This is a genomic window from Sinorhizobium fredii NGR234, from assembly GCF_000018545.1.
In the GTDB taxonomy this organism is placed as follows: Bacteria; Pseudomonadota; Alphaproteobacteria; order Rhizobiales; family Rhizobiaceae; genus Sinorhizobium; species Sinorhizobium fredii_A.
Genome location: NC_012587.1, coordinates 1,650,064 through 1,672,016, shown reverse-complemented (window position 1 = coordinate 1,672,016; position 21,953 = coordinate 1,650,064). Strand labels below are relative to the sequence as shown.

Annotated in this window: 24 protein-coding genes, 1 tRNA gene and 2 pseudogenes; 14 read left to right on the top strand and 13 right to left on the bottom strand. The window is 61.7% G+C overall.

The features are described 5' to 3' along the window. Positions 1-99 precede the first annotated feature (99 nt). Positions 100-687 (bottom strand): acyloxyacyl hydrolase, encoded by a 588-nt coding sequence (locus tag NGR_RS19375; RefSeq protein ID WP_012708159.1) that lies wholly within the window; start codon positions 685-687, stop codon positions 100-102. Between the two features lie 91 nt (positions 688-778). Beyond that, positions 779-2,197: a PLP-dependent aminotransferase family protein gene (locus NGR_RS19370; RefSeq protein WP_012708158.1), complete on the bottom strand. Its 1,419-nt coding sequence runs from the start codon at positions 2,195-2,197 to the stop codon at positions 779-781. An 83-nt stretch (positions 2,198-2,280) separates the two neighbouring features. Here NGR_RS19370 and NGR_RS33575 point away from each other — a divergent pair, with 83 nt between their 5' ends. Further along, complete coding sequence (locus NGR_RS33575) at positions 2,281-2,526, top strand: DUF1127 domain-containing protein (protein ID WP_193377904.1); 246 nt, start codon at positions 2,281-2,283, stop codon at positions 2,524-2,526. A gap of 185 nt (positions 2,527-2,711) precedes the next feature. Next, a complete protein-coding gene (locus NGR_RS19360) occupies positions 2,712-3,008 on the top strand; it encodes a DUF1330 domain-containing protein (protein WP_012708157.1) in 297 nt (98 codons plus the stop codon). Between the two features lie 35 nt (positions 3,009-3,043). Here the strand turns inward: NGR_RS19360 and NGR_RS19355 are convergent, their stop codons facing one another. The 4 genes from NGR_RS19355 to purC form a co-directional block, all read right to left on the bottom strand. Next, positions 3,044-3,448, bottom strand: coding sequence for a hypothetical protein (locus NGR_RS19355; RefSeq protein ID WP_012708156.1), 405 nt, complete (start codon positions 3,446-3,448; stop codon positions 3,044-3,046). 52 nt (positions 3,449-3,500) lie between these two features. Then, the gene (gene purQ, locus NGR_RS19350; RefSeq protein WP_012708155.1) at positions 3,501-4,172 is read right to left on the bottom strand and encodes a phosphoribosylformylglycinamidine synthase subunit PurQ; all 672 of its coding nucleotides are present in this window, start codon (positions 4,170-4,172) and stop codon (positions 3,501-3,503) included. 122 nt (positions 4,173-4,294) lie between these two features. Then, positions 4,295-4,537 (bottom strand): phosphoribosylformylglycinamidine synthase subunit PurS, encoded by a 243-nt coding sequence (purS, locus tag NGR_RS19345; RefSeq protein WP_012708154.1) that lies wholly within the window; start codon positions 4,535-4,537, stop codon positions 4,295-4,297. A 34-nt stretch (positions 4,538-4,571) separates the two neighbouring features. Continuing rightward, the gene (gene purC / locus NGR_RS19340) at positions 4,572-5,336 is read right to left on the bottom strand and encodes a phosphoribosylaminoimidazolesuccinocarboxamide synthase (protein WP_012708153.1); all 765 of its coding nucleotides are present in this window, start codon (positions 5,334-5,336) and stop codon (positions 4,572-4,574) included. A gap of 225 nt (positions 5,337-5,561) precedes the next feature. On the opposite strand from purC, the gene NGR_RS19335 reads away from it, so the two are divergent. Then, positions 5,562-5,876, top strand: a complete 315-nt coding sequence (locus NGR_RS19335; protein WP_012708152.1) for a DUF1476 domain-containing protein — start codon at positions 5,562-5,564, stop codon at positions 5,874-5,876. 112 nt (positions 5,877-5,988) lie between these two features. Here the strand turns inward: NGR_RS19335 and NGR_RS19330 are convergent, their stop codons facing one another. Together NGR_RS19330 and NGR_RS19325 are read right to left on the bottom strand one after the other, a co-directional pair. Next, entirely contained in the window at positions 5,989-6,633 is a 645-nt protein-coding gene (locus tag NGR_RS19330) for an NrsF family protein (protein WP_012708151.1), read from the bottom strand. After that, the gene (locus tag NGR_RS19325) at positions 6,630-7,178 is read right to left on the bottom strand and encodes a sigma-70 family RNA polymerase sigma factor (protein WP_164924338.1); all 549 of its coding nucleotides are present in this window, start codon (positions 7,176-7,178) and stop codon (positions 6,630-6,632) included. The genes NGR_RS19330 and NGR_RS19325 overlap by 4 nt, the downstream gene beginning before the upstream one ends. Positions 7,179-7,363: 185 nt before the next feature. On the opposite strand from NGR_RS19325, the gene NGR_RS19320 reads away from it, so the two are divergent. From NGR_RS19320 to NGR_RS19310, 3 genes and pseudogenes are all read left to right on the top strand, one after another. Further along, positions 7,364-7,609 (top strand): pentapeptide MXKDX repeat protein, encoded by a 246-nt coding sequence (locus NGR_RS19320; RefSeq protein WP_012708149.1) that lies wholly within the window; start codon positions 7,364-7,366, stop codon positions 7,607-7,609. An 89-nt stretch (positions 7,610-7,698) separates the two neighbouring features. Beyond that, complete coding sequence (locus NGR_RS19315; RefSeq protein ID WP_012708148.1) at positions 7,699-8,541, top strand: cytochrome b/b6 domain-containing protein; 843 nt, start codon at positions 7,699-7,701, stop codon at positions 8,539-8,541. Continuing rightward, a pseudogene (locus tag NGR_RS19310) lies at positions 8,538-9,294 on the top strand (molybdopterin-dependent oxidoreductase). The gene NGR_RS19315 and the pseudogene NGR_RS19310 overlap by 4 nt, the downstream one beginning before the upstream one ends. Positions 9,295-9,954: 660 nt before the next feature. On the opposite strand, the gene NGR_RS19305 reads toward NGR_RS19310, so the two are convergent. Both NGR_RS19305 and NGR_RS19300 read right to left on the bottom strand, forming a co-directional pair. Beyond that, positions 9,955-10,044 (bottom strand) — tRNA-Ser (locus NGR_RS19305). A gap of 214 nt (positions 10,045-10,258) precedes the next feature. Beyond that, complete coding sequence (locus NGR_RS19300) at positions 10,259-10,588, bottom strand: hypothetical protein (protein ID WP_012708145.1); 330 nt, start codon at positions 10,586-10,588, stop codon at positions 10,259-10,261. Between the two features lie 296 nt (positions 10,589-10,884). Between NGR_RS19300 and NGR_RS19295 the strand changes: the two genes are divergently transcribed. The 4 genes from NGR_RS19295 to NGR_RS19280 all read left to right on the top strand — a co-directional run bounded on the left by NGR_RS19295 (position 10,885) and on the right by NGR_RS19280 (position 14,926). Beyond that, the gene (locus NGR_RS19295) at positions 10,885-11,916 is read left to right on the top strand and encodes a septal ring lytic transglycosylase RlpA family protein (RefSeq protein WP_164924337.1); all 1,032 of its coding nucleotides are present in this window, start codon (positions 10,885-10,887) and stop codon (positions 11,914-11,916) included. Positions 11,917-11,982: 66 nt separating this feature from the next. After that, positions 11,983-13,137 carry a D-alanyl-D-alanine carboxypeptidase family protein gene (locus tag NGR_RS19290; RefSeq protein ID WP_012708143.1) on the top strand — a complete coding sequence of 385 codons (1,155 nt, stop codon included), beginning with the start codon at positions 11,983-11,985 and terminating at the stop codon, positions 13,135-13,137. 56 nt (positions 13,138-13,193) lie between these two features. Continuing rightward, positions 13,194-13,898: a dTMP kinase gene (gene tmk / locus NGR_RS19285; protein ID WP_012708142.1), complete on the top strand. Its 705-nt coding sequence runs from the start codon at positions 13,194-13,196 to the stop codon at positions 13,896-13,898. Further along, positions 13,895-14,926, top strand: coding sequence for a DNA polymerase III subunit delta' (locus NGR_RS19280; RefSeq protein ID WP_012708141.1), 1,032 nt, complete (start codon positions 13,895-13,897; stop codon positions 14,924-14,926). Before tmk ends, NGR_RS19280 begins: the two co-directional genes overlap by 4 nt. Here the strand turns inward: NGR_RS19280 and NGR_RS19275 are convergent. Then, on the bottom strand, positions 14,921-15,226 hold the full coding sequence (locus NGR_RS19275; protein ID WP_164924336.1) for a MazG nucleotide pyrophosphohydrolase domain-containing protein: 306 nt from the start codon (positions 15,224-15,226) through the stop codon (positions 14,921-14,923). The two genes, NGR_RS19280 and NGR_RS19275, sit on opposite strands and share 6 nt — an antisense overlap. Positions 15,227-15,402: 176 nt before the next feature. Here NGR_RS19275 and metG point away from each other — a divergent pair, with 176 nt between their 5' ends. The 4 genes and pseudogenes from metG to NGR_RS19255 form a co-directional block, all read left to right on the top strand. Then, on the top strand, positions 15,403-16,953 hold the full coding sequence (metG, locus tag NGR_RS19270; RefSeq protein WP_012708139.1) for a methionine--tRNA ligase: 1,551 nt from the start codon (positions 15,403-15,405) through the stop codon (positions 16,951-16,953). A gap of 14 nt (positions 16,954-16,967) precedes the next feature. Continuing rightward, positions 16,968-17,747, top strand: coding sequence for a TatD family hydrolase (locus NGR_RS19265; protein ID WP_012708138.1), 780 nt, complete (start codon positions 16,968-16,970; stop codon positions 17,745-17,747). Position 17,748: 1 nt separating this feature from the next. Then, on the top strand, positions 17,749-18,585 hold the full coding sequence (locus tag NGR_RS19260; RefSeq protein WP_012708137.1) for an MBL fold metallo-hydrolase: 837 nt from the start codon (positions 17,749-17,751) through the stop codon (positions 18,583-18,585). A gap of 248 nt (positions 18,586-18,833) precedes the next feature. After that, positions 18,834-19,601 (top strand): annotated as a pseudogene (locus NGR_RS19255) (ISNCY family transposase); the annotation flags it as partial. On the opposite strand, the gene NGR_RS19250 reads toward NGR_RS19255, so the two are convergent. Together NGR_RS19250 and NGR_RS33175 are read right to left on the bottom strand one after the other, a co-directional pair. Further along, positions 19,596-21,680 (bottom strand): recombinase family protein, encoded by a 2,085-nt coding sequence (locus NGR_RS19250; protein WP_010875070.1) that lies wholly within the window; start codon positions 21,678-21,680, stop codon positions 19,596-19,598. The pseudogene NGR_RS19255 and the gene NGR_RS19250 overlap by 6 nt on opposite strands. Continuing rightward, the gene (locus tag NGR_RS33175; RefSeq protein ID WP_010875069.1) at positions 21,670-21,936 is read right to left on the bottom strand and encodes a transposase; all 267 of its coding nucleotides are present in this window, start codon (positions 21,934-21,936) and stop codon (positions 21,670-21,672) included. The genes NGR_RS19250 and NGR_RS33175 overlap by 11 nt, the downstream gene beginning before the upstream one ends. Positions 21,937-21,953 lie beyond the last annotated feature (17 nt).

The following is a 21,953-nucleotide window of genomic DNA, read 5'->3' as shown; positions in this document are numbered from 1 at the left end:
TTCTTAGCCTAAGCTGCGCCGCGGCGCGACAGAAAAATAGGGCGATCAACAGTCGCCCAATATCGCCGAAAGGCGCTGGAATGCGCGTTTCCAGCCGTCCTAGAACTTGTAGCCGAGCATCAGGCCGGCACGCGTCAGGCCGTCGTTGGGGCCGTTGCAAAGATCGGCATTGGAGGAGTGTTCCAAAGTGGCCGAAAGGTTCCAGTGATCGTCAAAGCGAAAGCCGGCCGCGGCATACTCGCGAAACATCAGGCGACAGCCGAGCTTTGGTCCGCTCGTACCATCGTCGTTCAGATCGCCGTCATGAACCGTCGCACCCGCGCCGACTTCGATGAAGAAGCGTTCGGTGATGTCGACGTCCCAGCTGAGGCCGGCATAGACCTGGTTGACGCCGTTCGAGGCGGTTGCGATCGAGGCTCCAGCATGGACGCGTGGGCGCAGGACCGTTTCGACAATGCCGGTGGCACTGTCCGCGCCGAGCGGGTCGAAAAACACGGTGAAGGACGGGAAGACGCCGTCTTCCTTGTTCTCGCCGTCGCCGATCGACGTCGTGGCCCCGAACCGCATCTCGTCGAAAATGGGCTCTTCCGCGTGGGCGTGCGTGACTGCGAGACCAATCAGCAGTGCTAGCGCCGCGGAGGAACGAAAGTATGCGTTCCGGGCGCCCGGCCACGTTGAAAAGAGCATGCCAAATCCTTTGGAAAGACGAATCGACTCAACGCAGCACACGAACAACTATAGACCGTCGTCGCTTGGGCGAAAGTCGTCTGGCAGGAAATCAGTCGAAGCTGTCGTAGCCGGTTCGGCCGCTATCGAGCAGACGTCTGAGGACCTCAAATCCTGCCTGCACATCATCGCGCTTGGCCGGCGAGGAGAAGCCGATGCGGATGCGGTGGAAGACACGGTCGGATCGTCCGGCTTTGAATTCGTCCTCGTCGTCGATCAGCACGCCTTCTTGCAGCGCCGCCTGTTTGAAGGTTCCCGACAGCCAGGGCTCCGGGAGCTTCAGCCAGAGGAACGGGACCTTCGGATGGTGGTTGAACTCGAACCCGGCGAAGATGTCGCGTGCCATTGCAACACGCTCGCCGATTTCCTCGACGCCGCGGCTGCGCAATGAGGATGCAGCCCCCGAAAGGACCAAGCGCGCGCAGAGTTCGGCGAGCAGGAAGGGGAGACCGCCGCTGATCATCTTGTGGGCGATGCGGATGCGCTGGCTGAAATGCGGCGGGCAGGCCACCCAGCCGCCGCGCACACCGGCGGCAACGGACTTCGAAAGGCCGCCGACGAGGAAGGTCCGCTCCGGCGCGAGTTCGGCCAGCAGCGGAATCGGATCCCCGGTCATTGAACCGTAGAGATTGTCTTCAACCAGCCATACGCCGTACTTGCGGGCGATCTCGGCGACCGCCCGGCGCCGGTCGAGCGGCATGATTGCCACCGTCGGATTCTGCGCACTGGGCATCAGGAACGCGAGCTTCGGGTGTTGCTGCGCGCAGACCCGCTCGAAATCCTCCGGGATCAAACCGTGCGCGTCGCTTGCCAGGAGGGCAATACGCCGCCCGATCAGCCCGGCGCTGCGGCTCACCTGCGAATAGGTCAGTGCTTCGAAGGCGATGCGGTCGCCCGGCGAGGTGACGGCCGAAATCACGGCAATCACGGCCGCGTGCGCGCCGAGCGTCGGTACGATGCATTCCGGGGTGGGGCGAAAGTTGCCGCTCGCCAGCCATTGCGCGCCCGCTTCGAACCAATGATCCGGAAAATTGCGGGCATAGCTTGCAATGTCCGCGTGATGCTCGCGGCTAATGTCACCAAGCAATCTCGCCAAAATGTCGCCCTGGCCGATATCCGGCGCCGCCGTGCTGTCAAAGCGCAACTTGCCGGGCGGCGCGACGATTGGCCGGGTGCCGGCAAGCGAGGTGGTGAGCGGATCCGCCTGCTCGGGCGGCCTGCTTTCCGGATGGTCGAGGACGTAGGTACCGCGGCCGACCTCACCGCTGACAAGGCCACGCTCCCGCACGATGTTGTAGGCACGGCCGATCGTGCCGATCGTCACTCCGATATCGAAGGCGAGATTGCGTTGCGGCGGCAGCTTGGTGCCGACGGGCAGCGCCCCATTGCCGATCGCCCGTTCGATCTGGTCGGCGATCCGCGCGTAAAGCGGGCCGTGCCCCTGCTGTATGTCGGGAAGCCAAGTTGTCATAGTGACAATTATCTATATTGCCTCAATTGCCATGTCAATTATTACAATTTCATCAAATAAAATGGCGGTCAAGGTTAAATGCAATGGGCACAATTGATGCAATTCGATCGTCGCCGCAGAGCGAGCAGATTTCGGTGACGCGGGGGCCGGAGCATCGCGGCGCCAGCCTATTGGCTCGGCTATGGCAGAGTTACTGTGAACTGGCCGCCCGGAGACGCAGCCGATTGGCTCTCGCCACTCTGGGAGCCCATGAGCTCTGCGACATCGGCGTTACCGAAGCGGAGGCACGCCGAGAGGCCGCCGTTCCTTTCTGGCGCTCGCGGCTCTGACGTTGAGGCGACTGCAAACGTCCGAGAGACGTTGGGCCCATGGCGAACAGCATTGCCTGGGTTAACCCAGCCGTGGTTGCCGCGGCCGGGCCATGTTTCTTGGCCCGCCGGAATGGTATTGTTCCACCCGCGTAATCCATGCCGCTTTCAATCGAATATTCATTAGGGGAATGGGGGAGGAAGCGATGGCGAAGGGATACTGGGTGGGCTCGCTCGATGTTATCGATCCAGAGGGGTACGAGGCTTACAAAGCGGAGAATGCAACCGCGTTTAGAAAATACGGCGCCCGCTTTCTCACCCGCGGCGGTCAATGTGAGATGCCCGAAGGAAAGCTGCGCTCGCGCATCGTCGTGATTGAGTTCCCCACCTATAGCGCAGCGCTGGAGTGCTATCACTCGCCCGAATATGCCAAAGCCATGGCGCTCAGGCAGGGCAAGTCGGTGATGGATTTGGCAATTGTCGAAGGCTACGACAGCCCGTAGCCGTCAGCGTTCGTGAAGAACGCAGCGGCCCGAGATCAATTGCAGCCTTCGTCGCCCGCCGCCCAGCGGCGGACATCCGTCGTGATGCGTGTGCCCACCGGCTCGCTGAGGAGCGGGCCGAAAGCCTGCAGCCGGGCAGGGTGCCCTTCGGCCTGGATGACGGCGAGGGGGCGTGCCTCGGGCGATTTGCGTGGCACGAGAAGGATGCGCGGGCGCCCGGAGAAGGAATTGAGTTCGGGTGCGAGACGATAGGCCTTGAAGGCCGGGTCGCCCGACTTGAACCAGCAGCCATTGGCGCCGAGCGCGACGCGCTCCATGGTCGGCAAGGCGGCGGAGCTTGCGGCCGGCGAGGCCGCCCGGTTGGCTTGGCAGCCGGCGACGAGCAGGAGGCTTGCGGCGCAGCCAAGCGCGATCAAATAGTTGCGGTTCATGGATGACATGGGGCGGCCTCGCACGGGGGACGATGGATGCCGCCTTCTAGCAGCGATAAGGTTAAGCAGCGATTACATCGAGCGCCGAGGCGAAGATGCCGCGGCCATCCGAGCCGCCATGGGCCACCTCGATCAGGTTCTCCGGATGCGGCATCATGCCGAGGACATTGCCCTTGTCGTTCATCACGCCGGCGATATCGTTGATCGAGCCGTTCGGATTGGTCTCCTCGGCATAGCGGAAGACGACCTGGCCATTGCCTTCGACCGCCTTCAATGTTTCGGCGTCGGCGAAGTAGTTGCCGTCATGGTGCGCGACGGGGCTGCGGATCACCTGGCCCTTGGCATAGGCACGGGTGAAGTCCGTATCGGCGTTGACGACCTCGAGTTTCACCTCGCGGCAGACGAACTTCAGGGAGGCATTGCGCATCAGTGCGCCGGGCAAGAGGCCCGCTTCGACGAGGATCTGGAAGCCGTTGCAGACCCCCAGAACGCGCACGCCTTGCTCCGCCTTGGCCTTGATTGCCTGCATCACCGGCATGCGCGCGGCGATCGCTCCGCAGCGCAAATAGTCGCCATAGGAAAAGCCGCCGGGAATGACGATCAGGTCGACATCCGGAATTTCCGTCTCGGTCTGCCAGACGGTGACTGGGGCCTTGCCGGAGATCTTCGTGAGCGCCGCGATCATGTCGCGATCGCGGTTGAGGCCCGGAAGTTGAACGACGGCTGACTTCATGGCGTGATTTACCTTGCCTTGGCCCGCGGCACTTGCGCCGTGAGGCGATTATCAGTGCATTGAAGACGCCGGGGGACCGAACGGATCGGCCGTGCGAGGCCCCGGCGCAGAATGCCCCGCCCTCAGGCGAGCGAAATGCTGTAGTTTTCAATCACGGTGTTGGCGAGCAGCTTTTCGCACATGGCCTTGAGTTCCGCTTCGGCCTTCGCCTTGTCTGCCGTCTCGAGCTGCAGGTCGAAGACCTTGCCCTGCCGAACCTGGCCGATGCCGTCGAAGCCAAGCGCGCCAAGCGCCCCTTCGATTGCCTTGCCCTGGGGATCGAGAACGCCATTCTTCAGCGTCACGGTTACGCGTGCCTTGATCACTTTGCTTTTCCCTGAAAATTACCCGACAGCACCGTTACTTGACCAGCACCGGGCCGGAACCGCGCGGCGGCTCGTTCTCGTTGATGATGCCGAGACGGCGGGCTACTTCCTGATAGGCCTCGACCAGCCCGCCCATATCGCGGCGGAACCGATCCTTGTCCATCTTTTCCTTGGTCTCGACGTCCCACAGGCGGCAGCTGTCCGGCGAAATCTCGTCGGCGAGAATGATGCGCATCATGTCGCCTTCGTAGAGGCGGCCGCATTCGATCTTGAAGTCGACGAGCTGGATGCCGACGCCGAGGAAGAGGCCGGACAGGAAGTCGTTGATGCGGATGGCGAGCGCCATGATATCGTCGAGTTCCTGCGGGCTTGCCCAGCCGAAGGCGGTGATGTGCTCTTCCGACACCATCGGGTCGTCGAGCGCATCGGCCTTATAGTAGAACTCGATGATCGAGCGCGGCAGCACGGTGCCTTCCTCGATGCCGAGACGTTTTGCGAGCGAACCGGCGGCAACGTTGCGCACGACGATCTCGAGCGGAATGATCTCCACTTCCTTGATCAGTTGCTCGCGCATGTTGAGGCGACGAATGAAATGCGTCGGAATGCCGATCTTGTTCAGATGGGTGAAGATGTACTCGGAAATCCGGTTGTTGAGCACGCCCTTGCCGTCGATGACGTCATGCTTCTTCTTGTTGAAGGCGGTCGCATCATCCTTGAAGAACTGGATCAGCGTGCCCGGTTCCGGACCCTCATAAAGGATCTTGGCCTTGCCCTCGTAGATACGGCGGCGACGATTCATGGACTTGTCTCTGTGCTTGTTGGCGCTCTTGGGTCGCGCATTTGGAATTTTCTCAGCGGGTCCATATCCGAAAAGAACGCATTTCACAATCGGCGTATCTTTCCGTCCCCCGATTTAGATTAGGGTACCATGAAAGTCCCCAAAAGACGAAAAGGCACCTTGCTCATTCACCGGCGTACCGGATTATGCGAGAATGCTTCGGCAGGAGTTTGAGGAGATCGATTGATGACGACAATGCAGGACCGCGAGAAGGCCTTCGAGGCGAAGTTCGCGCTGGACGAAGAGTTGAGGTTCAAGGCCTTGGCGCGCCGCAACAGGATGCTCGGCCTCTGGGCCGCCGGCCTCCTGAACAAGTCGGATCCGGAAACCTATGCACGAGACCTCATTGCCGCCCATATCGCCGATGCCGGCCACGACGACCTCGTGCGCAAGATCAAAGCCGATTTCGACGCGGCCGGAGTGGCTCAATCGGAATCCGACATCCGCGTCCGCATGCTGGAATTTCTGGCGCAGGCGATCGAACAGGTTCAAAACAGCTAGTCGGCCCCGGCTCTGAAACCGTTCGTCATGACGTGGCGGCGAGCTTGTGGGTCGGCAAGAGTCCCCTGGTAGCGTTTGGATGAGTTCTGGCTCGGGCGGACGGTGGCCGAAACTACCAACGAAGCAGGCGAGGACCGGTGAAGACGCCGAGCGCGCCGGTCAGCAGGATACCCAGGGAGTACCAGATTAGCACGAACGGCATGCCGTTTTCGGTGCAGAACCAGGAGTAGACCCAGGCGCCGGCTGCCCCCGCAGCAATCCCGGCAACGAACCCCGTTAGCCGCAGGTCCGTGGGTGCCGCGCTGCGTAGTGCCCAAGTCGTGCCGGCATAAACGGGCATCGCGAAGCCGAAGATGAGCAGCGGGCAATGGAGCGCCGAGGAGCCGAGGATCAGCTGCGGGTAGCTCTCGATTGGCGCCGTCATGAGCTGGACGGCTGCGGCCACGGCCATGGCGGCGAAGATCGAGGCGATTCGAACGAAGAATCGTCCCTCAGTACCTTCGGGGCGGGAAAGCCGGTAGACGGCGAGGACAGCCGCCGAGGCGATCAGTGCATTATAGGTCGACTTGATCCAGAAGACCGGCAGCATCAGCACTTCGGGCATATCGACCCGCAGCCCGAGAATGGCCAGCATCAAAAGCAGGGAGAGCCCGAGGGCGGGCAATATGCCGAGCACGAAGCGGCGCCGTAGCGCATGGCGCGGCACCGGCTTCAGATCGCTGACCAGGCTTTCGATGATGTCGTCCGTCTTTCTCACGATGCGCCTCGCAATCTCTCTCCGAGCGCCTTGAGCGCCCGGTGGATGCTGACTTTCACCGCCGATTCAGACTGGCCGGTGCGGTTTGCGGTGTCGGCGACCGACTGGCCCTCCAGTTTCACCTGCCGGATCAGCTCCTGCTGTTTCGGCGGCAACCCGTCGAGCAACCGCTCGACATCCATGCGAGCGGTTAGCGTATCTTCGCTGAAGTCGCTTTCGGTCTCTTCGCCAAGCTCGGTCTCGGCCAGTCTGCGCCGCCCGCGGCCGCGATGATGGTCGATCAGCTTGTAGCGGGCGATCGAGAAGAACCAGGTCGTGAACGGTCTTTCCCGGTCATAGGTGGACCGGCGAAAATGCAGTGCCAGCAACGTCTCCTGGACCAGGTCTTCCATATCCGCTTTCGTCGCCGCAGCCATCCGGCGGCCGTAGTAACCGACAAGCAGCGCGCGCAAAGCCGTCAGCAAACGCCGATAGGCCGCCTCGTCCCCGTCAAGGGACAGAAGCATCAATGCTTTCAGGGCTTCTTCCGAATGAGCGGTCGTCATGTTGTCAGAGAGTTCATTCGAAGAAGCAGCCAATCGGTTACAGGGCAGATCAAGAAATGTTTGGCATCACGGATCTATCACATGCGTGTGAGGCTGTAACGCATGTCGACGCTCTCTCGAACGGGTAGCTGTGAGCCATCGGCAGGCAGCCGGCGGACACGACAATACCGTTCCAGGAGAATTCCATGACCAAGCTTCTTTCCAGCCTTGCAGCCTGCATGTTCGTCGTCGGCCTTTCCCTCGCCGGTGCAGCGTCGGCTGAGGACGCCATGAAGTCCGATGCGATGAAGACGGACAATATGCAGAACAGCGCGATGTCGAAGGATGCCATGAAGTCGAGCACCAAGACGGACTGCATGCACAAGGCCGGCATGGAAAAGGACGCGATGAAAAAGGCCGACATGATGAAGGCCTGCGACGCCATGAAGTAAGCGCTTTTGCATCTGCGCGGCCGCTGAAACTTTATCCGCGGCGGCCGCGTCTTCTCCTCGCGAAACTTCCATTCATCCGGAGAACAATCATGGCGACGATCGATGCCGGTAGGGAAACCGGCCGCAGGCTCATCTACCGCCACAGCCTTGCTGTACGCCTGTCGCATTGGATGAACGTGCTTTGCCTCACCGTGCTGCTGTTCAGTGGTCTGCAGATATTCAATGCTCATCCGGCGCTCTATTGGGGCCAGTATGGCGCCGACAACGATCCGTCCTTCATCTCCACGGAGGCGGTCGAAGACGGCAACGAGGTAAAGGGACTGACGCACATCGGTTCACTCACCTTCGATACGACCGGCTTCCTTGGGCTCTCGAATGTCGACGGCGCGGCGACGGCGCGGGGTTTTCCAAGCTGGCTCACCCTTCCAAGCTATCAAGACCTGTCGACCGGCCGACATTGGCACTTCTTTTTTGCCTGGCTCTTCGTCCTCAACGGCCTTGTCTATCTCGTCCATGGGCTGCTCAGCCGACATTTCCGCCGGGATTTCGCTCCGACCGCCAATGAATTGACGCTCGCTCATCTGGCCCATGAAGCCGTCAACCATGCGCGGCTGCGCTTTCCGAAGGGACCGGAGGCACGGCATTACAACACGCTGCAGAAGCTGACCTATCTCGTGGTGATCTTCCTGCTGCTGCCGTTGATGATCGCGACGGGGCTCACCATGTCGCCGGGCTTCAATGCCGTGGCGCCCTGGCTGCTCGATGTCTTCGGCGGACGGCAATCGGCGCGCACTCTCCATTTCCTGACTGCCTTCTCGCTCGTCGCCTTCGTCGTGGTGCATGTCGCCATGGTGATCCTGTCGGGTGTCTTCAACAATCTGCGTTCGATGATCACCGGCTACTACGCCATCGAACAGGGAGACAGACAATGAGCCGCCTCATGACCCGCCGCCGCTTCCTGATCGGTTCGACCCTGACCGCTTCCGCGCTGGGCTTGAGCGGCTGCGACGCATTGGTCGAAAGCGACCGGACGAGATCGATTTTGAAGATCGCCGAGGGTCTCACCATGACGGCGCAGCGCTTCCTGCTCGGCGATGACGCGCTGGCCCGTGAATTCGGCGAAGCGGATCTCTCGCCGGTCTTTCGCTCGAACGGCACCAGCATGCCGGACAATCCGCGATATCTCGACTGGATGAGCCGGCAGTTCTCGACCTGGAGACTGGAGGTCGGCGCAGTTCTCGCTCGCGCAGTTGAAGGCGATGTCATCGCGCACGCAGATCACCAGGCATGACTGCGTCGAAGGCTGGAGCGCGATCGGCAAATGGACGGGCTTGCCGCTCGGCGCCTTGCTGCAATCGGTCGGACTGAAGCCCGAGGCGCGCTACATCGTCTTCCATTGCGCCGACGAATACGAAAAGACCTTGGACGGCAGCGGCTGGTACTACGAGAGTATCGATCTGGTTGATGCCTTCCATCCGCAGACGATCCTCGCCTACGCGATGAACGACCGCGACCTGGAAGTGGCGCATGGTGCCCCGCTGAGACTCAGGGTCGAGCGGCAGCTCGGTTACAAGCAGGCGAAATATCTGACCCGCATCGAAGCGGTCGCCGACCTCGGCCAACTTTATGGCGGTAGTGGCGGGTTCTGGGAAGACCGCGGTTATGAATGGTATGCCGGGATATAAGTTGCGGCGGGCTCTGGATCCGCTTCGACTAAATAGGCGCGCGGGAAGCGCATTCGAGATGCTGCCGCTTTCCTCAACCTGACAAGCACGCGACGATTCCAACGCGTTGCAGTCTATTGCGGCATCTCTTTCGCGCAGAGGCCGCCTGACAATGTTAGGCGGCCATCGCGCGCCAACTCTCGCTCTCACTCGACGTTGCTCGCCTTCCGGAATGCGCCGCACGCGCCAGCGTCGCGCGATCCGCAGCTCCGGGTCGCCAAAATGTCGTCTAGTGTTGCTGTTCCAGCGACCATATTTCTCCGGCGCGAAACGATTGCTCATCACTAGGAGAGCGGAAATGATGGCCTTGAGCGAACTTGGCACCGAATTGTAGAAGGGAACACCGAGGACGAGGATGTCGGCGGTCAGAAACTCATCCAAAGCCGTCTTGCTCTCGCAAACATTGTCGATAGCGATCTGGTCGAATCCGGACACGTCCGCGCTCTCCGCATGGGCGGCGACATCTCGCGGCCGATGGAGCCCGCCGTTTGAATACTTGTGTCGATGTGCAACAAATTAGGACATGGGCTTGAAGGGAGCGACATCAACGACAATCCCGCTGCCCGGCCCGAGAGATAGGTGACGTTTTGTACCGGAGACATGGGTAACACTTTTCGCTTTTGGCGGAGGAGGTGGGATTCGAACCCACGGTACGCTTTCACGCACGCCGGTTTTCAAGACCGGTTCCTTAAACCACTCGGACACTCCTCCAAGCGACTGAATTTACAAGGTATCCGTGTTGTGGCAGAGCGGTGGTTTTCGCCTTTGCTACCGGATTGCTACCAATTCGTCACTTGGAAGGTTTTATAGCCTGCCTGATGGCGGCGTCAACCTGCCGGCGGCATTGGCCTGCCTCCCGGGCACGGCATGGCTCGCCGGTCCGGTGATCGCCGCGAGTTCGGAGCGACGACATAACGATCTCGTACTAGAATCTCTTCACGGCCCGGTACTCGCCCGCTTCCCAGGCGCGGAGTTCGCCGGCTTCGCAAGTGTAGTTCTCGTCCGTCTCGGCTATGCCGACGCCAATGCCGTCGATGTTCGGATCGTCGAATGTAACGTAGATGTCTGACTTGCGGATTTTTCGGTCCTGGAAGTCCTTCAGTATGTAAGCGAAACACTGAACGCTCTGCTTCGTGTTGCCGCGCTGAATGTGGAGCTCAGTCTTGCGATCGATCTTCGACAGCTCAATCGTTTCCGCCCGAGCCGCGTCTGATAAAGCCAGCGCAGGCAGGGCAAGAATCAAGACCGTTTTCAAAGGAAATTTCATCTCTCAAAATCCGTCGTTTGTTAGCGATAAGTGTTCTTCTCGTGAGTGCGAGGCGCATATCGATCGAGTTCGAGAATCAATTCGGACACGGCTTTTCTCTGATCGATATTTACCCTTCTTAAACCATAGCGCGAGATTTCCAGCCCGCCTTCGCCATCCAATTCGCAATTTCGCCTTGTTGTTGTCATGATTACTTTGATTGTTCCGTTTCGGAACGCCGAAATGTCCGCGGGGGCTAGAGCGGTCATTTCGAGTGCGGCACTGCGAATAATCTTGTGGGACAAATGACATCCGATAGAAAAGCGGCATACCTTGCGGGGGGAATACGGCTCGCTGCCGTTCCATTACTGTGCGCGGCGCTTGCCGCCTGCGGATCGGCTTCCAGTGTCAAGACGAGCAAATCGCGAAGCAAGGAATACTTCGCCGAATCCGTCTATGGCGTCAAAGCCAGCCCCCGGGTCGCCACAGGACGCAACATTCCAAAGGGTGGTGGCCGTTACCAGGTGGGCAAGGCCTATCAGGTCAAGGGCAAATGGTATCAGCCGAAAGAGGATTTCGGCTACAACAAGTCCGGAATGGCCTCCTGGTACGGGTCGGCCTTCCATGGCCGTCTGACGGCGAACGGCGAAGTTTACGACAAGTATCACCTCTCGGCCGCGCACCCGACTTTCCCGCTGCCGAGCTATGCCCGCGTCACAAACATGGAGAACGGAACGTCGGTCATCGTGCGCGTCAACGATCGCGGTCCCTATGAATATGGCCGGATCATCGATGTATCCTCGAAGACAGCGGACATGCTGGACATGAAGCGCAAGGGAAGCGCCAAGGTTCGCGTGCAATATGTCGGCCGCGCCCCGCTCGAGGGCAATGACATGCCCTATCTCATGGCGTCCTACGTCACCAAAGGCGATCGGAGCCCCGGTGTAAGGCCGGAAGGACAAATCGCGACGGGTGTCATGGTCGCCTCGAACGAGCCGCTGCGCAATCAGGTTCAAGACCTCGGCACTGTCACTGTTCCGGCCAAGTCGAGGCTTGATACAGGCGTCCCGGTGAATGCGCTTGCCGCGCCGGCGCAAGCCTTGCCGACGCCGCGCGCCATGACCGAATTCGTGCTGCTGCCGGAGATCGGGCCGATCCCGACCGAGAGGCCCGAATTGATCCCGCTGCCGGACGGCAGCATGGCTTATGCTGCCGCCTATGTCGAAGTGCGGGTCAGCGACAAGGAGTCGCCCTTCGAAGCGATCATGGTCGATTCCAATCCGCTGACGCCGGAATCGATCCTTGCCTATGCAAAGCGGCATGAAGGCGCCATCTGATCCTATCGACGCCGGTTGAACGGGGGTGTCTGCACTGCTATGCCCGTGTAGAAACCGGAGTTTCTCATGCGCATGAAGTGGTTCGCGATCGTGGGCATCCTGGCGGCGATCGTTCAGGGCGAGGCGGCGGCGCAAACGCCAGCCTTCGATACGAAGGCGAAGCAAATCTATCTCATCGATGCGGAAACCGGGACCGTGCTCTTCGCGCGCGGCGAAGACGAGCCCGTGCCGCCGGCCTCGCTTGCCAAGCTGATGGCGATGGAGGTGGTCTTCGAGGCGCTGGAGAAAGGTGAGCTGACGCAGGAGGCGGTTTTCCCGGTTTCCGAACATGCCTGGCGAACGGGCGGGGCGCCCTCGGGGACGTCCACGATGTTCGCCGCGATCAAGTCGCAGGTTCGCGTGGCCGACCTCATTCAGGGCGCAACCGTCCAGTTGGCAAACGACGCCTGCATCATCCTCGCCGAAGGCATGGCCGGCAGCGAGGCGGCCTTCGCGCAACGCATGAACGCACGCGCGCGCGACCTTGGCATGCCGGTTGCGACCTTCAAGAACGCGACGGGGCTCCCGGACCCGGGAAACAGGGTCACCATGCGTGAACTCGTCACGTTGTCGCGGCATCTGCGCGAGGCGCATGCGAATTTCTATCGCCTCTACGCACAGCCGGAGTTCGAGTGGAACAAGATCCTGCAGCGCAACAAGAACCCGCTGATTGCCGCCAATGTCGGCGTTGACGGATTGGCGACGGGGTTTGCCGAGGGCTTTGGCTTCTCGCTGGCCGCCTCGATGCAGCGCGGCGACCGCCGGGTCTATCTGGCGATGGGCGGCCTCGAAACCGACAAGGAGAGGACGGAGGAAAGCCGCCGCGTGCTCGACTGGGCAATGACGAACTTCGAGAAGAGGCGAATCTTCGCCAACGGCGAAACGATCGGCGAAGCGAGCATCTATGGCGGCGCGGCGTCGCATGTCGCGCTCGTCGCGGGCGGCCCCGTCGATGTGTTGCTTCCGGTCAACAATCCGGAACGGCTGACGGCCAGGATCGTCTATAAATGGCCGCTGACGGCGCCAGTGGCGGCCGGTCAGCTAGTGGGCGTCGTCAAGCTCTGGAACGGCGACAAGCTTTTGAGGGAAGTTCCGGTCAAGACGGCCGAGGCAGTCGGCTCCGGGACGCTCAGCAGCCGCGCCCTCGATGCCCTGCAGGAACTTCTGTTCTTCTGGCTGTGACAAATGCGCCGCTTGGCGGTTCCTTCCGCCAGATCAATCGGCTAAACAGAAACAATATGCACGCCGATCTGGAAGAACTTGTGTCGCCGACAAAGGGTTTGTTCGTAACATTCGAGGGTGGGGAAGGGGCGGGAAAGTCGACCCAGATGCGCCTTCTTGCCGATTCGCTCAGCGGCCGAGGCTATGACGTGCTGACCACCCGTGAGCCTGGCGGCTCGCTCGGGGCGGAGGCGGTGCGCCATGTCTTGCTGTCGGGTGCGGCGGAATCCTTCGGTGTTCGCATGGAGGCGATTCTCTTCGCGGCGGCGCGCAGCGACCATGTCGAGGAAGTCATCCGTCCCGCTTTGCAGCAGGGGAGGATCGTGCTCTGCGATCGCTTCATGGATTCCTCCCGCGTCTACCAGGGCGTCACCGGCAATCTTGAACCCGGCTTCGTCGAAACCCTGGAGCGCGTCGCCGTCAACGGCGTCGTTCCCGATCGGACGATCATCTTCGATCTGCCTGCAGAGGCCGGACTGGAACGGGCCCGGCGACGTTCCCTCAACGTGGATCCCGACCGCTTCGAGAAGGAACAGCTGGAGACGCACGAGAAGCGCCGAGAAGCCTTCCTCGATATTGCCGAAGCCGATCCCGAGCGTTGCCGCGTCGTCGACGCGACCCTTCCGCCGGAGGTGATCGCGGCAGAGGTGCTGAGGCTCGTGGAGGCGCTGCTGCCGGGCGATGGCGAACCGCAATCGTCCAGGGTGGAAGCGGCGTCATGACGATGGAACGTCCGGGCGTTCTGGAGGGGGCGGTCGCTCCCGTGGAAAACAGCAAGCTCTTCGGCCATCGTGAAGCCGAAGCCTTCCTTGCCCAGAGCTACAGGTCTGGCAAGGGCCACCACGCGATCCTCATCGAAGGGCCGGAAGGCATCGGCAAGGCGACGCTCGCCTTTCGCTTCGCCAATCATGTGCTCAGCCATCCTGAGCCGGCAGAGGCGCCGGAGCACCTCGGCGACCCCGATCCGGCGTCGCTCGTGACGCGCCAGCTTGCCTCCGGTGCGTCACACAACCTGCTGCACCTCGCGCGCCCCGTCGACGAGAAGACCGGCAGGGCGAAGGGGGCGATCACCGTGGACGAGGTGCGGCGCGCCGGAAAGTTTTTCGGGCAGACGTCGGGGACGGGGAACTGGCGCATCGTCATCATCGATCCGGCCGACGACCTCAACCGGAATGCGGCCAACGCTATTCTGAAGATACTCGAGGAGCCGCCGCGCCGCTCGCTGTTCCTCGTGCTGACGCACGCGCCGGGAAAACTGCTGCCGACGATCCGTTCGCGCTGCCTGCCGCTGCGGCTGAAGCCGCTCGAGCCGGAGCCCATGCGCCTGGCGCTCGCCCATCTCGGTTTCGACCTGACCGGTCCAAACGCCGAGGGAATTATCGCGGCGGCGAGCGGCAGCGTCTCGGAGGCGCTGAAGCTGATCAACTATGGCGGCCTCGATATCGCTGCCGCCTTCGAGGATGTCCTTGCAGGGCAGGGGCCGGCCGTTCGCAAGCAGGTGCACAAGCTCGCCGATATCCTTTCGGCGAAGGACAGCGAAACGATCTACGATTTCTTCTCGTCGCTCTTCATGGGACGCGTGATGCGCCTGGCGCGCGAGGCGGCCATTGCCGGCGACATTGGCCGGGCCGAGCGGTTCGCCACGCTCTCCGGCAGCCTTACCGAGCGCCTGACCTTGAGCGAGGCGTACAATCTCGATCGCAAGCAGACGATCCTGTCACTGCTCGACGACCTGAAGGACGCCCTATAGGGCGGGTCTGAATTTCCACTTCCGCTCGATCGCCGCGGCAAGATCGATGTCGTTGTTGTGGGCGAATAGCAGGACATGGCCGAGAAGATCGGCGGTCTCATCCGCCAGCGACCGTCGCAGGTCCTCGATCGGCGCACCGTGTTTTCGGCCCCGGCCGCTCGCCTTGTTCCATGCTTGGGTGAGTTCGCCCAGTTCTTCCTGCAGCTTCAGAATGTACCAATCCGGATCACGCACGATGGAGTGTTCGACCGCGTAGGCAGCCGATGCCTTCTCGAATCTGTCGTTCAGATCGTTCAACACGGATTTCCCCTCTTCGTGTTTTTGTTTTGTTCCAGCTCGGCGCGGATGTCAACGGTCTTCTCGGGAAAGGCGGCGTTGGCGAGCTCCGGCTTTTTCTGGGCGCAGCGGTTCCCTACCTAAAGGCGATGCGGTAAGAGCAGCCGTAGTATCCGATCCGAGGTAAATTGAAGCCCGCCATGAGAGACACGTCGCCGTTCTACATCACCACTGCGATTTCTTACCCCAACGGCAAGCCGCATATCGGCCATGCCTATGAGTTGATCGCGACGGACGCCATGGCGCGCTACCAGAGGCTGGACGGCCGCGAGGTCTTCTTCCTGACCGGAACGGACGAACACGGCCAGAAGATGCAGCAGACGGCGCGGAAGGAAGGCGTCTCGCCGCAGGAGCTTGCCGACCGCAACTCGGCCGAGTTCGAAAAGATGGCTGAGGTGCTCAACGCATCGAACGACGACTTCATCCGCACGACGGAGAAGCGCCACCACGAGGCATCGCAGGCGATCTGGATCCGCATGGGCGAGGCAGGCGATCTTTACAAGGATTCCTATGCCGGCTGGTACTCCGTCCGCGACGAGGCCTACTACCAGGAAAACGAGACGGAACTGCGCGACGACGGCGTGCGCTACGGGCCCCAGGGAACGCCGGTCGAGTGGGTGGAGGAGGAGAGCTACTTCTTCCGCCTGTCGGCCTATCAGGACAAGCTCCTGAAGCACTACGAGGACAACCCGGATTTCATCGGTCCGTCCGAGCGGCGCAACGAGGTCATCTCCTTCGTCAAGTCCGGTCTGAAGGATCTGTCGGTCTCGCGCACGACGTTCGACTGGGGCATCCGGGTTCCGAACGATCCGGCCCATGTGATGTATGTCTGGGTGGATGCGCTGACGAATTACCTGACCGCGACCGGCTATCTGACCGATCCATCGGGGCCGCGGGCCAAGTTCTGGCCGGCAAACATCCACGTCATCGGCAAGGACATCATCCGCTTCCATGCCGTCTACTGGCCGGCCTTCCTGATGTCGGCCGGCCTGCCGCTGCCAAAGCGCGTCTTCGCGCACGGCTTCCTGCTCAACAAGGGCGAGAAGATGTCGAAATCGCTCGGCAACGTGGTGGACCCGTTCAACCTCGTCGAGCATTTCGGCCTCGATCAGATCCGCTATTTCTTCCTGCGGGAGGTCTCCTTCGGTCAGGACGGCAGCTACAGCGAGGAGGGGATCGCGACGCGTATCAACTCCGACCTCGCCAACGGCATCGGCAATCTCGCCAGCCGCTCGCTGTCGATGATCGTCAAGAACTGCGACGGCCAGATTCCTGCCTGCGGACCGCTGACGGAGGAGGACGAAGCGATGCTCGCCGCCGCCGATGCGCTCATCGAGACGACGCGCGAGGAAATGGGCAGGCAGCTCATCCACCGTGCGCTCGCCGCCATTATCGCAGTGGTCTCGGAGACGGACCGCTATTTCGCCGGCCAGGAACCCTGGGCGCTGAAGAAGACCGATCCGGAACGCATGGCGACCGTGCTCTACGTGACGGCAGAGGTCGTGCGCCAGATCGCCATTCTTCTGCAGCCGTTCATGCCGGATTCGGCGGGCAAGCTCCTGGATCTGGTGGCGGTTCCTGCGGAAAAACGCGATTTCGTCCATCTCGGCAAGTCTGGCCGCCTTGTGTCAGGCACGCCGCTCGAGGCGCCGAAGCCGGTCTTCCCGCGCTACATCGCGCCGGAAGCGTAAGCGAGAGCGAACCGATGCTGATCGACACGCACTGCCATCTGGATTTTCCGGACTTCGACGCCGAACGCGACGCCATCATCGAGCGCGCCCGGCAGGCAGGCGTGACCCAGATGGTGACGATCTCGACCCGGGTAAAGCGGTTCGAGACGATATTGGCGATCGCCGAGACATACGAGAACGTCTTCTGCTCGGTCGGCACGCATCCGCACAATGCCGACGAAGAGCTGGATATCACGACGGCGGATCTCGTGCGCCTGTCGGCACATCCCAAGGTCGTTGCAATCGGCGAAGCAGGCCTCGACTATTTCTATGACAACGCGCCGCGCGAGGCACAGGTGGAAGGCTTGCATCGCCACATAGCGGCGGCGCGCGAAACCGGCTTGCCGCTCGTCATTCACAGCCGGTCGGCGGACGAGGAGATGGCTGCGATCCTGACGGAGGAAGCGGGGAAGGGTGCCTTCCCTTTCCTTCTGCATTGCTTTTCCTCGGGAGCGGAACTGGCGCGTGTCGGCGTCGAGCTCGGCGGCTATGTCTCCTTTTCCGGAATTCTCACCTTTCCGAAATCGCAGGAACTGAGGGATATCGCCAAAACGGTTCCACGCGATCGGCTGATTGTCGAGACGGACGCGCCTTATCTGGCGCCGAAGCCTTTCCGCGGCAAGCGTAACGAACCGGCCTATGTTGCGCACACGGCCGAGGTGCTGGCCGAATCCATTGGCGTCTCCATGGAGGAGATTGCGGAAATCACCACGGAAAACGCCTTGCGTGTCTTTGCCAAGATGCCGAGGCTATGACATGGCGTTCCAACGGGTCTTCACCATCCTGGGCTGCGGCTCTTCGCCCGGGGTGCCGCGCATCACCGGCGATTGGGGCGCCTGCGATCCGTCAAACCCACGCAATCGGCGTTCGAGAGCCGCTCTGCTCGTGGAGCAGATTGCGCCGGACGGCGGCAGGACGACCGTGGTCATCGATACCGGTCCCGATTTCCGCAGCCAGATGGTGGCTGCCAATGTGCGCCATATCGATGCCGTGCTTTACACCCACGCGCATGCGGATCATCTACACGGGATCGACGATCTGCGCGGCTTCGTCATCGAAAATCGCAAGCGTGTGCCGATCTGGGCGGACGCGTTTACCATGGGCCGGATTCGCGACGGCTTCCGTTACTGCCTGGAATCGCCGCCTGGAAGCGGCTATCCGCCGATCGTCGAGCCGCACGTCATTCCAGAGGACCTTCCACTGGTTAGCGTTCGCGGCGCCGGCGGACCGATCGAATTCCAGCCATTGATGCAGTTCCACGGCAACATTCATTCGCTGGGCTTCCGCGTCGGCAATTTTGCCTATTGCAGCGACGTCAGCGACTTTCCGACCGAAACCGTCGGCAAGCTCGAGGGGCTCGATCTGCTGGTCATCGATACGTTGCAGTACAAATTTCATCCGAGCCATCTGTCGCTGGTGCAATCGCTCGGCTGGATCGAACGCCTGCAGCCGAAGCGCGCCGTGCTGACGCATATGCACGTGCCGCTGGATTATGATGTTGTGCGCGACGAGACGCCGGATCATGTCGAGCCGGCTTACGACATGATGCGGCTGGAGTTCGAGATCGATATGCCAACCGTGGAAGAGGCATAACGTCTGGTCTTAGAATCTTACGGCAAGTCTTTGATTATGTTGTAATATCTCAATATGCAACCACATAGATTAGTTCCATAATCTATCTTATGCGATTTTCGTGTGTAACGGCATTTTAGAGATGCGACATATGAGCCAGTTAGAGATGCGACAGTCGTCGCCTCTTGGGATGCTGGTCAAACGTCAACGTTTGGAAGGAAGACTGGCGACGTGAAGCGTGGTTGAGACCATGAGCGTTCGGAGTCGTCATGTCTTGTTTGATCACCATGTCGCAGAAGGAATTGCATCGTCTTGAACTGATCCAGCGGATTCGCGGCCGCAGCCTGACCGTCGTCGAGGCGGCCGCGTTGCTTCGTCTCAGCCGCAGTCAGGTGCACCGGCTGTTGCAGGCCTATGACAAGGCCGGCGCCGACGGTCTCGTCTCGAAGAAGCGCGGCCGTCCGAGCAACCGGCGTCACAGCGAGGATTTCCGCAACCTGGTGCTCGACCTGGTGCGGGAGCATTATGCGGATTTCGGACCGACCTTGGCGGCCGAGAAGCTCATCGAACGCCACCGGATTGCCGTCAGCAAGGAGACGCTGCGGCAGTGGATGATGGAAGCCGGCCTCTGGGTGTCGCGACGCGAGCGCAAGAAGCGGGTCTTCCAGCCGCGCGGCCGGCGCGATTGTTTCGGCGAACTCGTGCAGATCGATGGCTCGCTGCATTGGTGGTTCGAGAACCGCGGTCCCAAATGCGCCCTGCTCGTCTATATCGACGATGCCACCGGCAAGCTCTTGCATCTGCGGTTTGCCGGATCGGAGAACACCTTCGACTATCTGCACGCGACGAAGGCCTACTTGCAGCAATGGGGCAAGCCGATCGCCTTCTACAGCGACAAGCATGGCATCTTCCGCACCACCCATGCTTCCAAGAAGGACAGAACCAGCGGCCTGACGCAGTTCGGGCGGGCTCTTTATGAGCTCAACATCGACATCATCTGCGCCAATACCCCGCAGGCAAAGGAGCGGACATCACGATGCACCTTGTTGGAGTGGTTGAGCGACAATTAATCTGGGTTGACGGCCACCATATCGACTGCCGGCGCCTTTTTCGAGTCTGACGTTGCCCGGCGGTTCGTACAAGTATCGATGGTTGCTGGCGTATCGATGACGCTTGAGAGTGCCTTTGCGCCCGAGTTGGTGAACGGTCGATTCGCATACGCCGAGCTGCTGGGCTACTTCCTCGCCGGTGAGCATGCCGCCCTCGCGCAGCCGTTCGTACCGGCTCTTCAAACCATAGGTGCGGCGCACGAGCATGACCTTCTTCGGCGTGAAGGGTTCGCCGCGCCAGTTGCGATGCCCGAGTTCGTTGAGACGAGCGGCGATCTGCCGGTCGTTGGTGGCCTCCAGCAGCTCGTTGATCAACGCCACGACCTGTGCCGGCGTCTTGCGTATCACCGACATAGGCCGAGGTCTGGCCACCGACAGGCTCTGCGTGCGCCCGCCGCGCCAACGGATGTTGATGTTGACCTCATCGTCGACGAGCAGCGTCACGTCTTCGATGAGAAGGCCGAGCATGCGCTTGCGTTCGACGGCACCGGTGCGCTCGTCGTTCCAGATGCGCGGGAAATCGGCGGTCAGCGCCCTGATGCGCTGCTGCGCTGGCTCGTCCAGCAGCGAGTGGTCGGCCTCGTTCTGGCGCTCGTGCTCGCGCTGGAGTGCGTCGAGGTCGCGCAGCCGTGCGTTCCAGTCGGCTTCCAGCGCGTCGGCGACCAGGCGGTTGTCCGGATCGACCTTCAGGTAGCGCCGGCGGGCCAGTTCAGCCTCATAGCGGGCGCGTTGCAGCTGCGTGCCGCGCAGCGCCGCGGCCTGCTCCACGCGCTGGGTGATCTCCTGCTGCACGGCAAGCGCGACATCGATCGCTGCCGGCGCCATTACCTCCAGCAGTAGCGCGCTCACCGCCTCGTCGACCGGAGCACCGCGCACCCATTGGCAGTGTTTGCCGGCGTGTCGCACGACGGCTTCGTTGCAGACGTAATATGGGCGCAGCCGCCCCTCGAACGGCTCGTAATGGACCCGCATGCGTGCACCGCAGCGGCCGCACAGCAGCCGTCCCTGCAACAGGCCGCTGCCCTGGCGGGGCATGCGTCCACGCAGGCCGGGTGAAAAACCGGTGGCGTTCTGTTCCAGGGCTGCCTGATTGCGTTCGTATTCGGCCCAGGAAATGTAGCCGTCGTGGGCGTCGGGAATCAGTACCTGCCAGTCGGATCTCGCCACGCGCAGTTGCACGGGCTTCAGCTTGGCATTGTAGGCGGTGCGCGTGCGTCCATAGGCGAAGGCGCCGGCATAGCGCGGGTTGTGCAAGATCTGGAGCACGCGGGAATGGTCGATCTCGTTCCACAGGACGTCGCCCTTGCCGATGCCGCGACGGATACGCCGCGGAAAGAGGATCTTCTCGCCCCGCAGGCGGCGCACGACGGCGCAGGCCGAGCCGGTCTGGCGGAAAGTATCGAACAGGAGCCGCACCGTGTCCTGGATCTGTCGGTCGGGATCGAGCACGACCCGCGCGTCAGGGGTGTAGACCAACCCGATCGGCAGCGGCATCTCGAGTTCGCCGCGGCGCGCCTTGTTGAGAATGCCGCCTTGCAGCCGCGACTTCAGGATGTGCAGTTCGGCCTCGCTCATCGTGCCCTTCAGGCCGAGCAGCATGCGGTCGTTGAAATAGGCCGGATCATAGACGCCGTCCTCGTCCATGATGAGCGTGCGCGACAAGGCGGCCAGCTCAAGGAGACGGTGCCAGTCGGCATTGTTGCGTGCCAGGCGCGACACTTCCAGCCCCAGCACGATCCCTGCATGTCCCATCGCCACTTCGCTCACCAGGTGCTGGAAGCCGTCGCGGTCCTGCGACTGCGCGCCGGAGAGGCCGAGGTCGCTATCGATGACGTGGACACGTTCGATCGGCCAGCCCAGCGCCACGGCGCGATCGCGCAGGGCGTATTGCCGCTTGGTGCTCTCGGTGTTCTCGAACACCTGACGAAGCGAGGACTGACGCACGTAGAGGAATGCATCACGCCGCAGATGGTCGGCGTCAACCTTTATGGCGATGTCAGTAGACATGGTTCCCTCGGGTCTCTGCTGCCAGCACCATGTTGGCGAGCATGTGCACGAGCTGGCGATCGTGCACTGCGACCGAAGCCGTAGGCCGTGATTCCAGCCGCCGATGCGTCGGCGGGGGAGGCTGCGCGATCAGCACCGCCAGCCCTTGCCAAAGGCCGTGGAAAACGATGGCGCCCATGTCCTTGGCGCAGGCCTGACCGCAAAGGACGGCGGTGCGCAGCGTCTCGTAGAAATCCTTGCAGCTGCGCGGTAGCACCGGGGTGCGTGCATGGG

Coding starts and splice junctions, on each gene's coding strand:
- NGR_RS19375 (WP_012708159.1), bottom strand. CDS start 687: ATGCTCTTTTCAACGTGGCCGGGCGCCCGGAACGCATACTTTCGTTCC.
- tmk (WP_012708142.1), top strand. CDS start 13,194: ATGCACGCCGATCTGGAAGAACTTGTGTCGCCGACAAAGGGTTTGTTC.
- NGR_RS19325 (WP_164924338.1), bottom strand. CDS start 7,178: ATGACGACCGCTCATTCGGAAGAAGCCCTGAAAGCATTGATGCTTCTG.
- NGR_RS19315 (WP_012708148.1), top strand. CDS start 7,699: ATGGCGACGATCGATGCCGGTAGGGAAACCGGCCGCAGGCTCATCTAC.
- NGR_RS19370 (WP_012708158.1), bottom strand. CDS start 2,197: ATGACAACTTGGCTTCCCGACATACAGCAGGGGCACGGCCCGCTTTAC.
- NGR_RS19360 (WP_012708157.1), top strand. CDS start 2,712: ATGGCGAAGGGATACTGGGTGGGCTCGCTCGATGTTATCGATCCAGAG.
- NGR_RS19355 (WP_012708156.1), bottom strand. CDS start 3,448: ATGTCATCCATGAACCGCAACTATTTGATCGCGCTTGGCTGCGCCGCA.
- NGR_RS19335 (WP_012708152.1), top strand. CDS start 5,562: ATGACGACAATGCAGGACCGCGAGAAGGCCTTCGAGGCGAAGTTCGCG.
- NGR_RS19265 (WP_012708138.1), top strand. CDS start 16,968: ATGCTGATCGACACGCACTGCCATCTGGATTTTCCGGACTTCGACGCC.
- purC (WP_012708153.1), bottom strand. CDS start 5,336: ATGAATCGTCGCCGCCGTATCTACGAGGGCAAGGCCAAGATCCTTTAT.
- NGR_RS19320 (WP_012708149.1), top strand. CDS start 7,364: ATGACCAAGCTTCTTTCCAGCCTTGCAGCCTGCATGTTCGTCGTCGGC.
- NGR_RS33575 (WP_193377904.1), top strand. CDS start 2,281: ATGGGCACAATTGATGCAATTCGATCGTCGCCGCAGAGCGAGCAGATT.
- NGR_RS19290 (WP_012708143.1), top strand. CDS start 11,983: ATGCGCATGAAGTGGTTCGCGATCGTGGGCATCCTGGCGGCGATCGTT.
- NGR_RS19260 (WP_012708137.1), top strand. CDS start 17,749: ATGGCGTTCCAACGGGTCTTCACCATCCTGGGCTGCGGCTCTTCGCCC.
- NGR_RS19250 (WP_010875070.1), bottom strand. CDS start 21,680: ATGTCTACTGACATCGCCATAAAGGTTGACGCCGACCATCTGCGGCGT.
- metG (WP_012708139.1), top strand. CDS start 15,403: ATGAGAGACACGTCGCCGTTCTACATCACCACTGCGATTTCTTACCCC.
- NGR_RS19280 (WP_012708141.1), top strand. CDS start 13,895: ATGACGATGGAACGTCCGGGCGTTCTGGAGGGGGCGGTCGCTCCCGTG.
- purQ (WP_012708155.1), bottom strand. CDS start 4,172: ATGAAGTCAGCCGTCGTTCAACTTCCGGGCCTCAACCGCGATCGCGAC.
- NGR_RS19295 (WP_164924337.1), top strand. CDS start 10,885: ATGACATCCGATAGAAAAGCGGCATACCTTGCGGGGGGAATACGGCTC.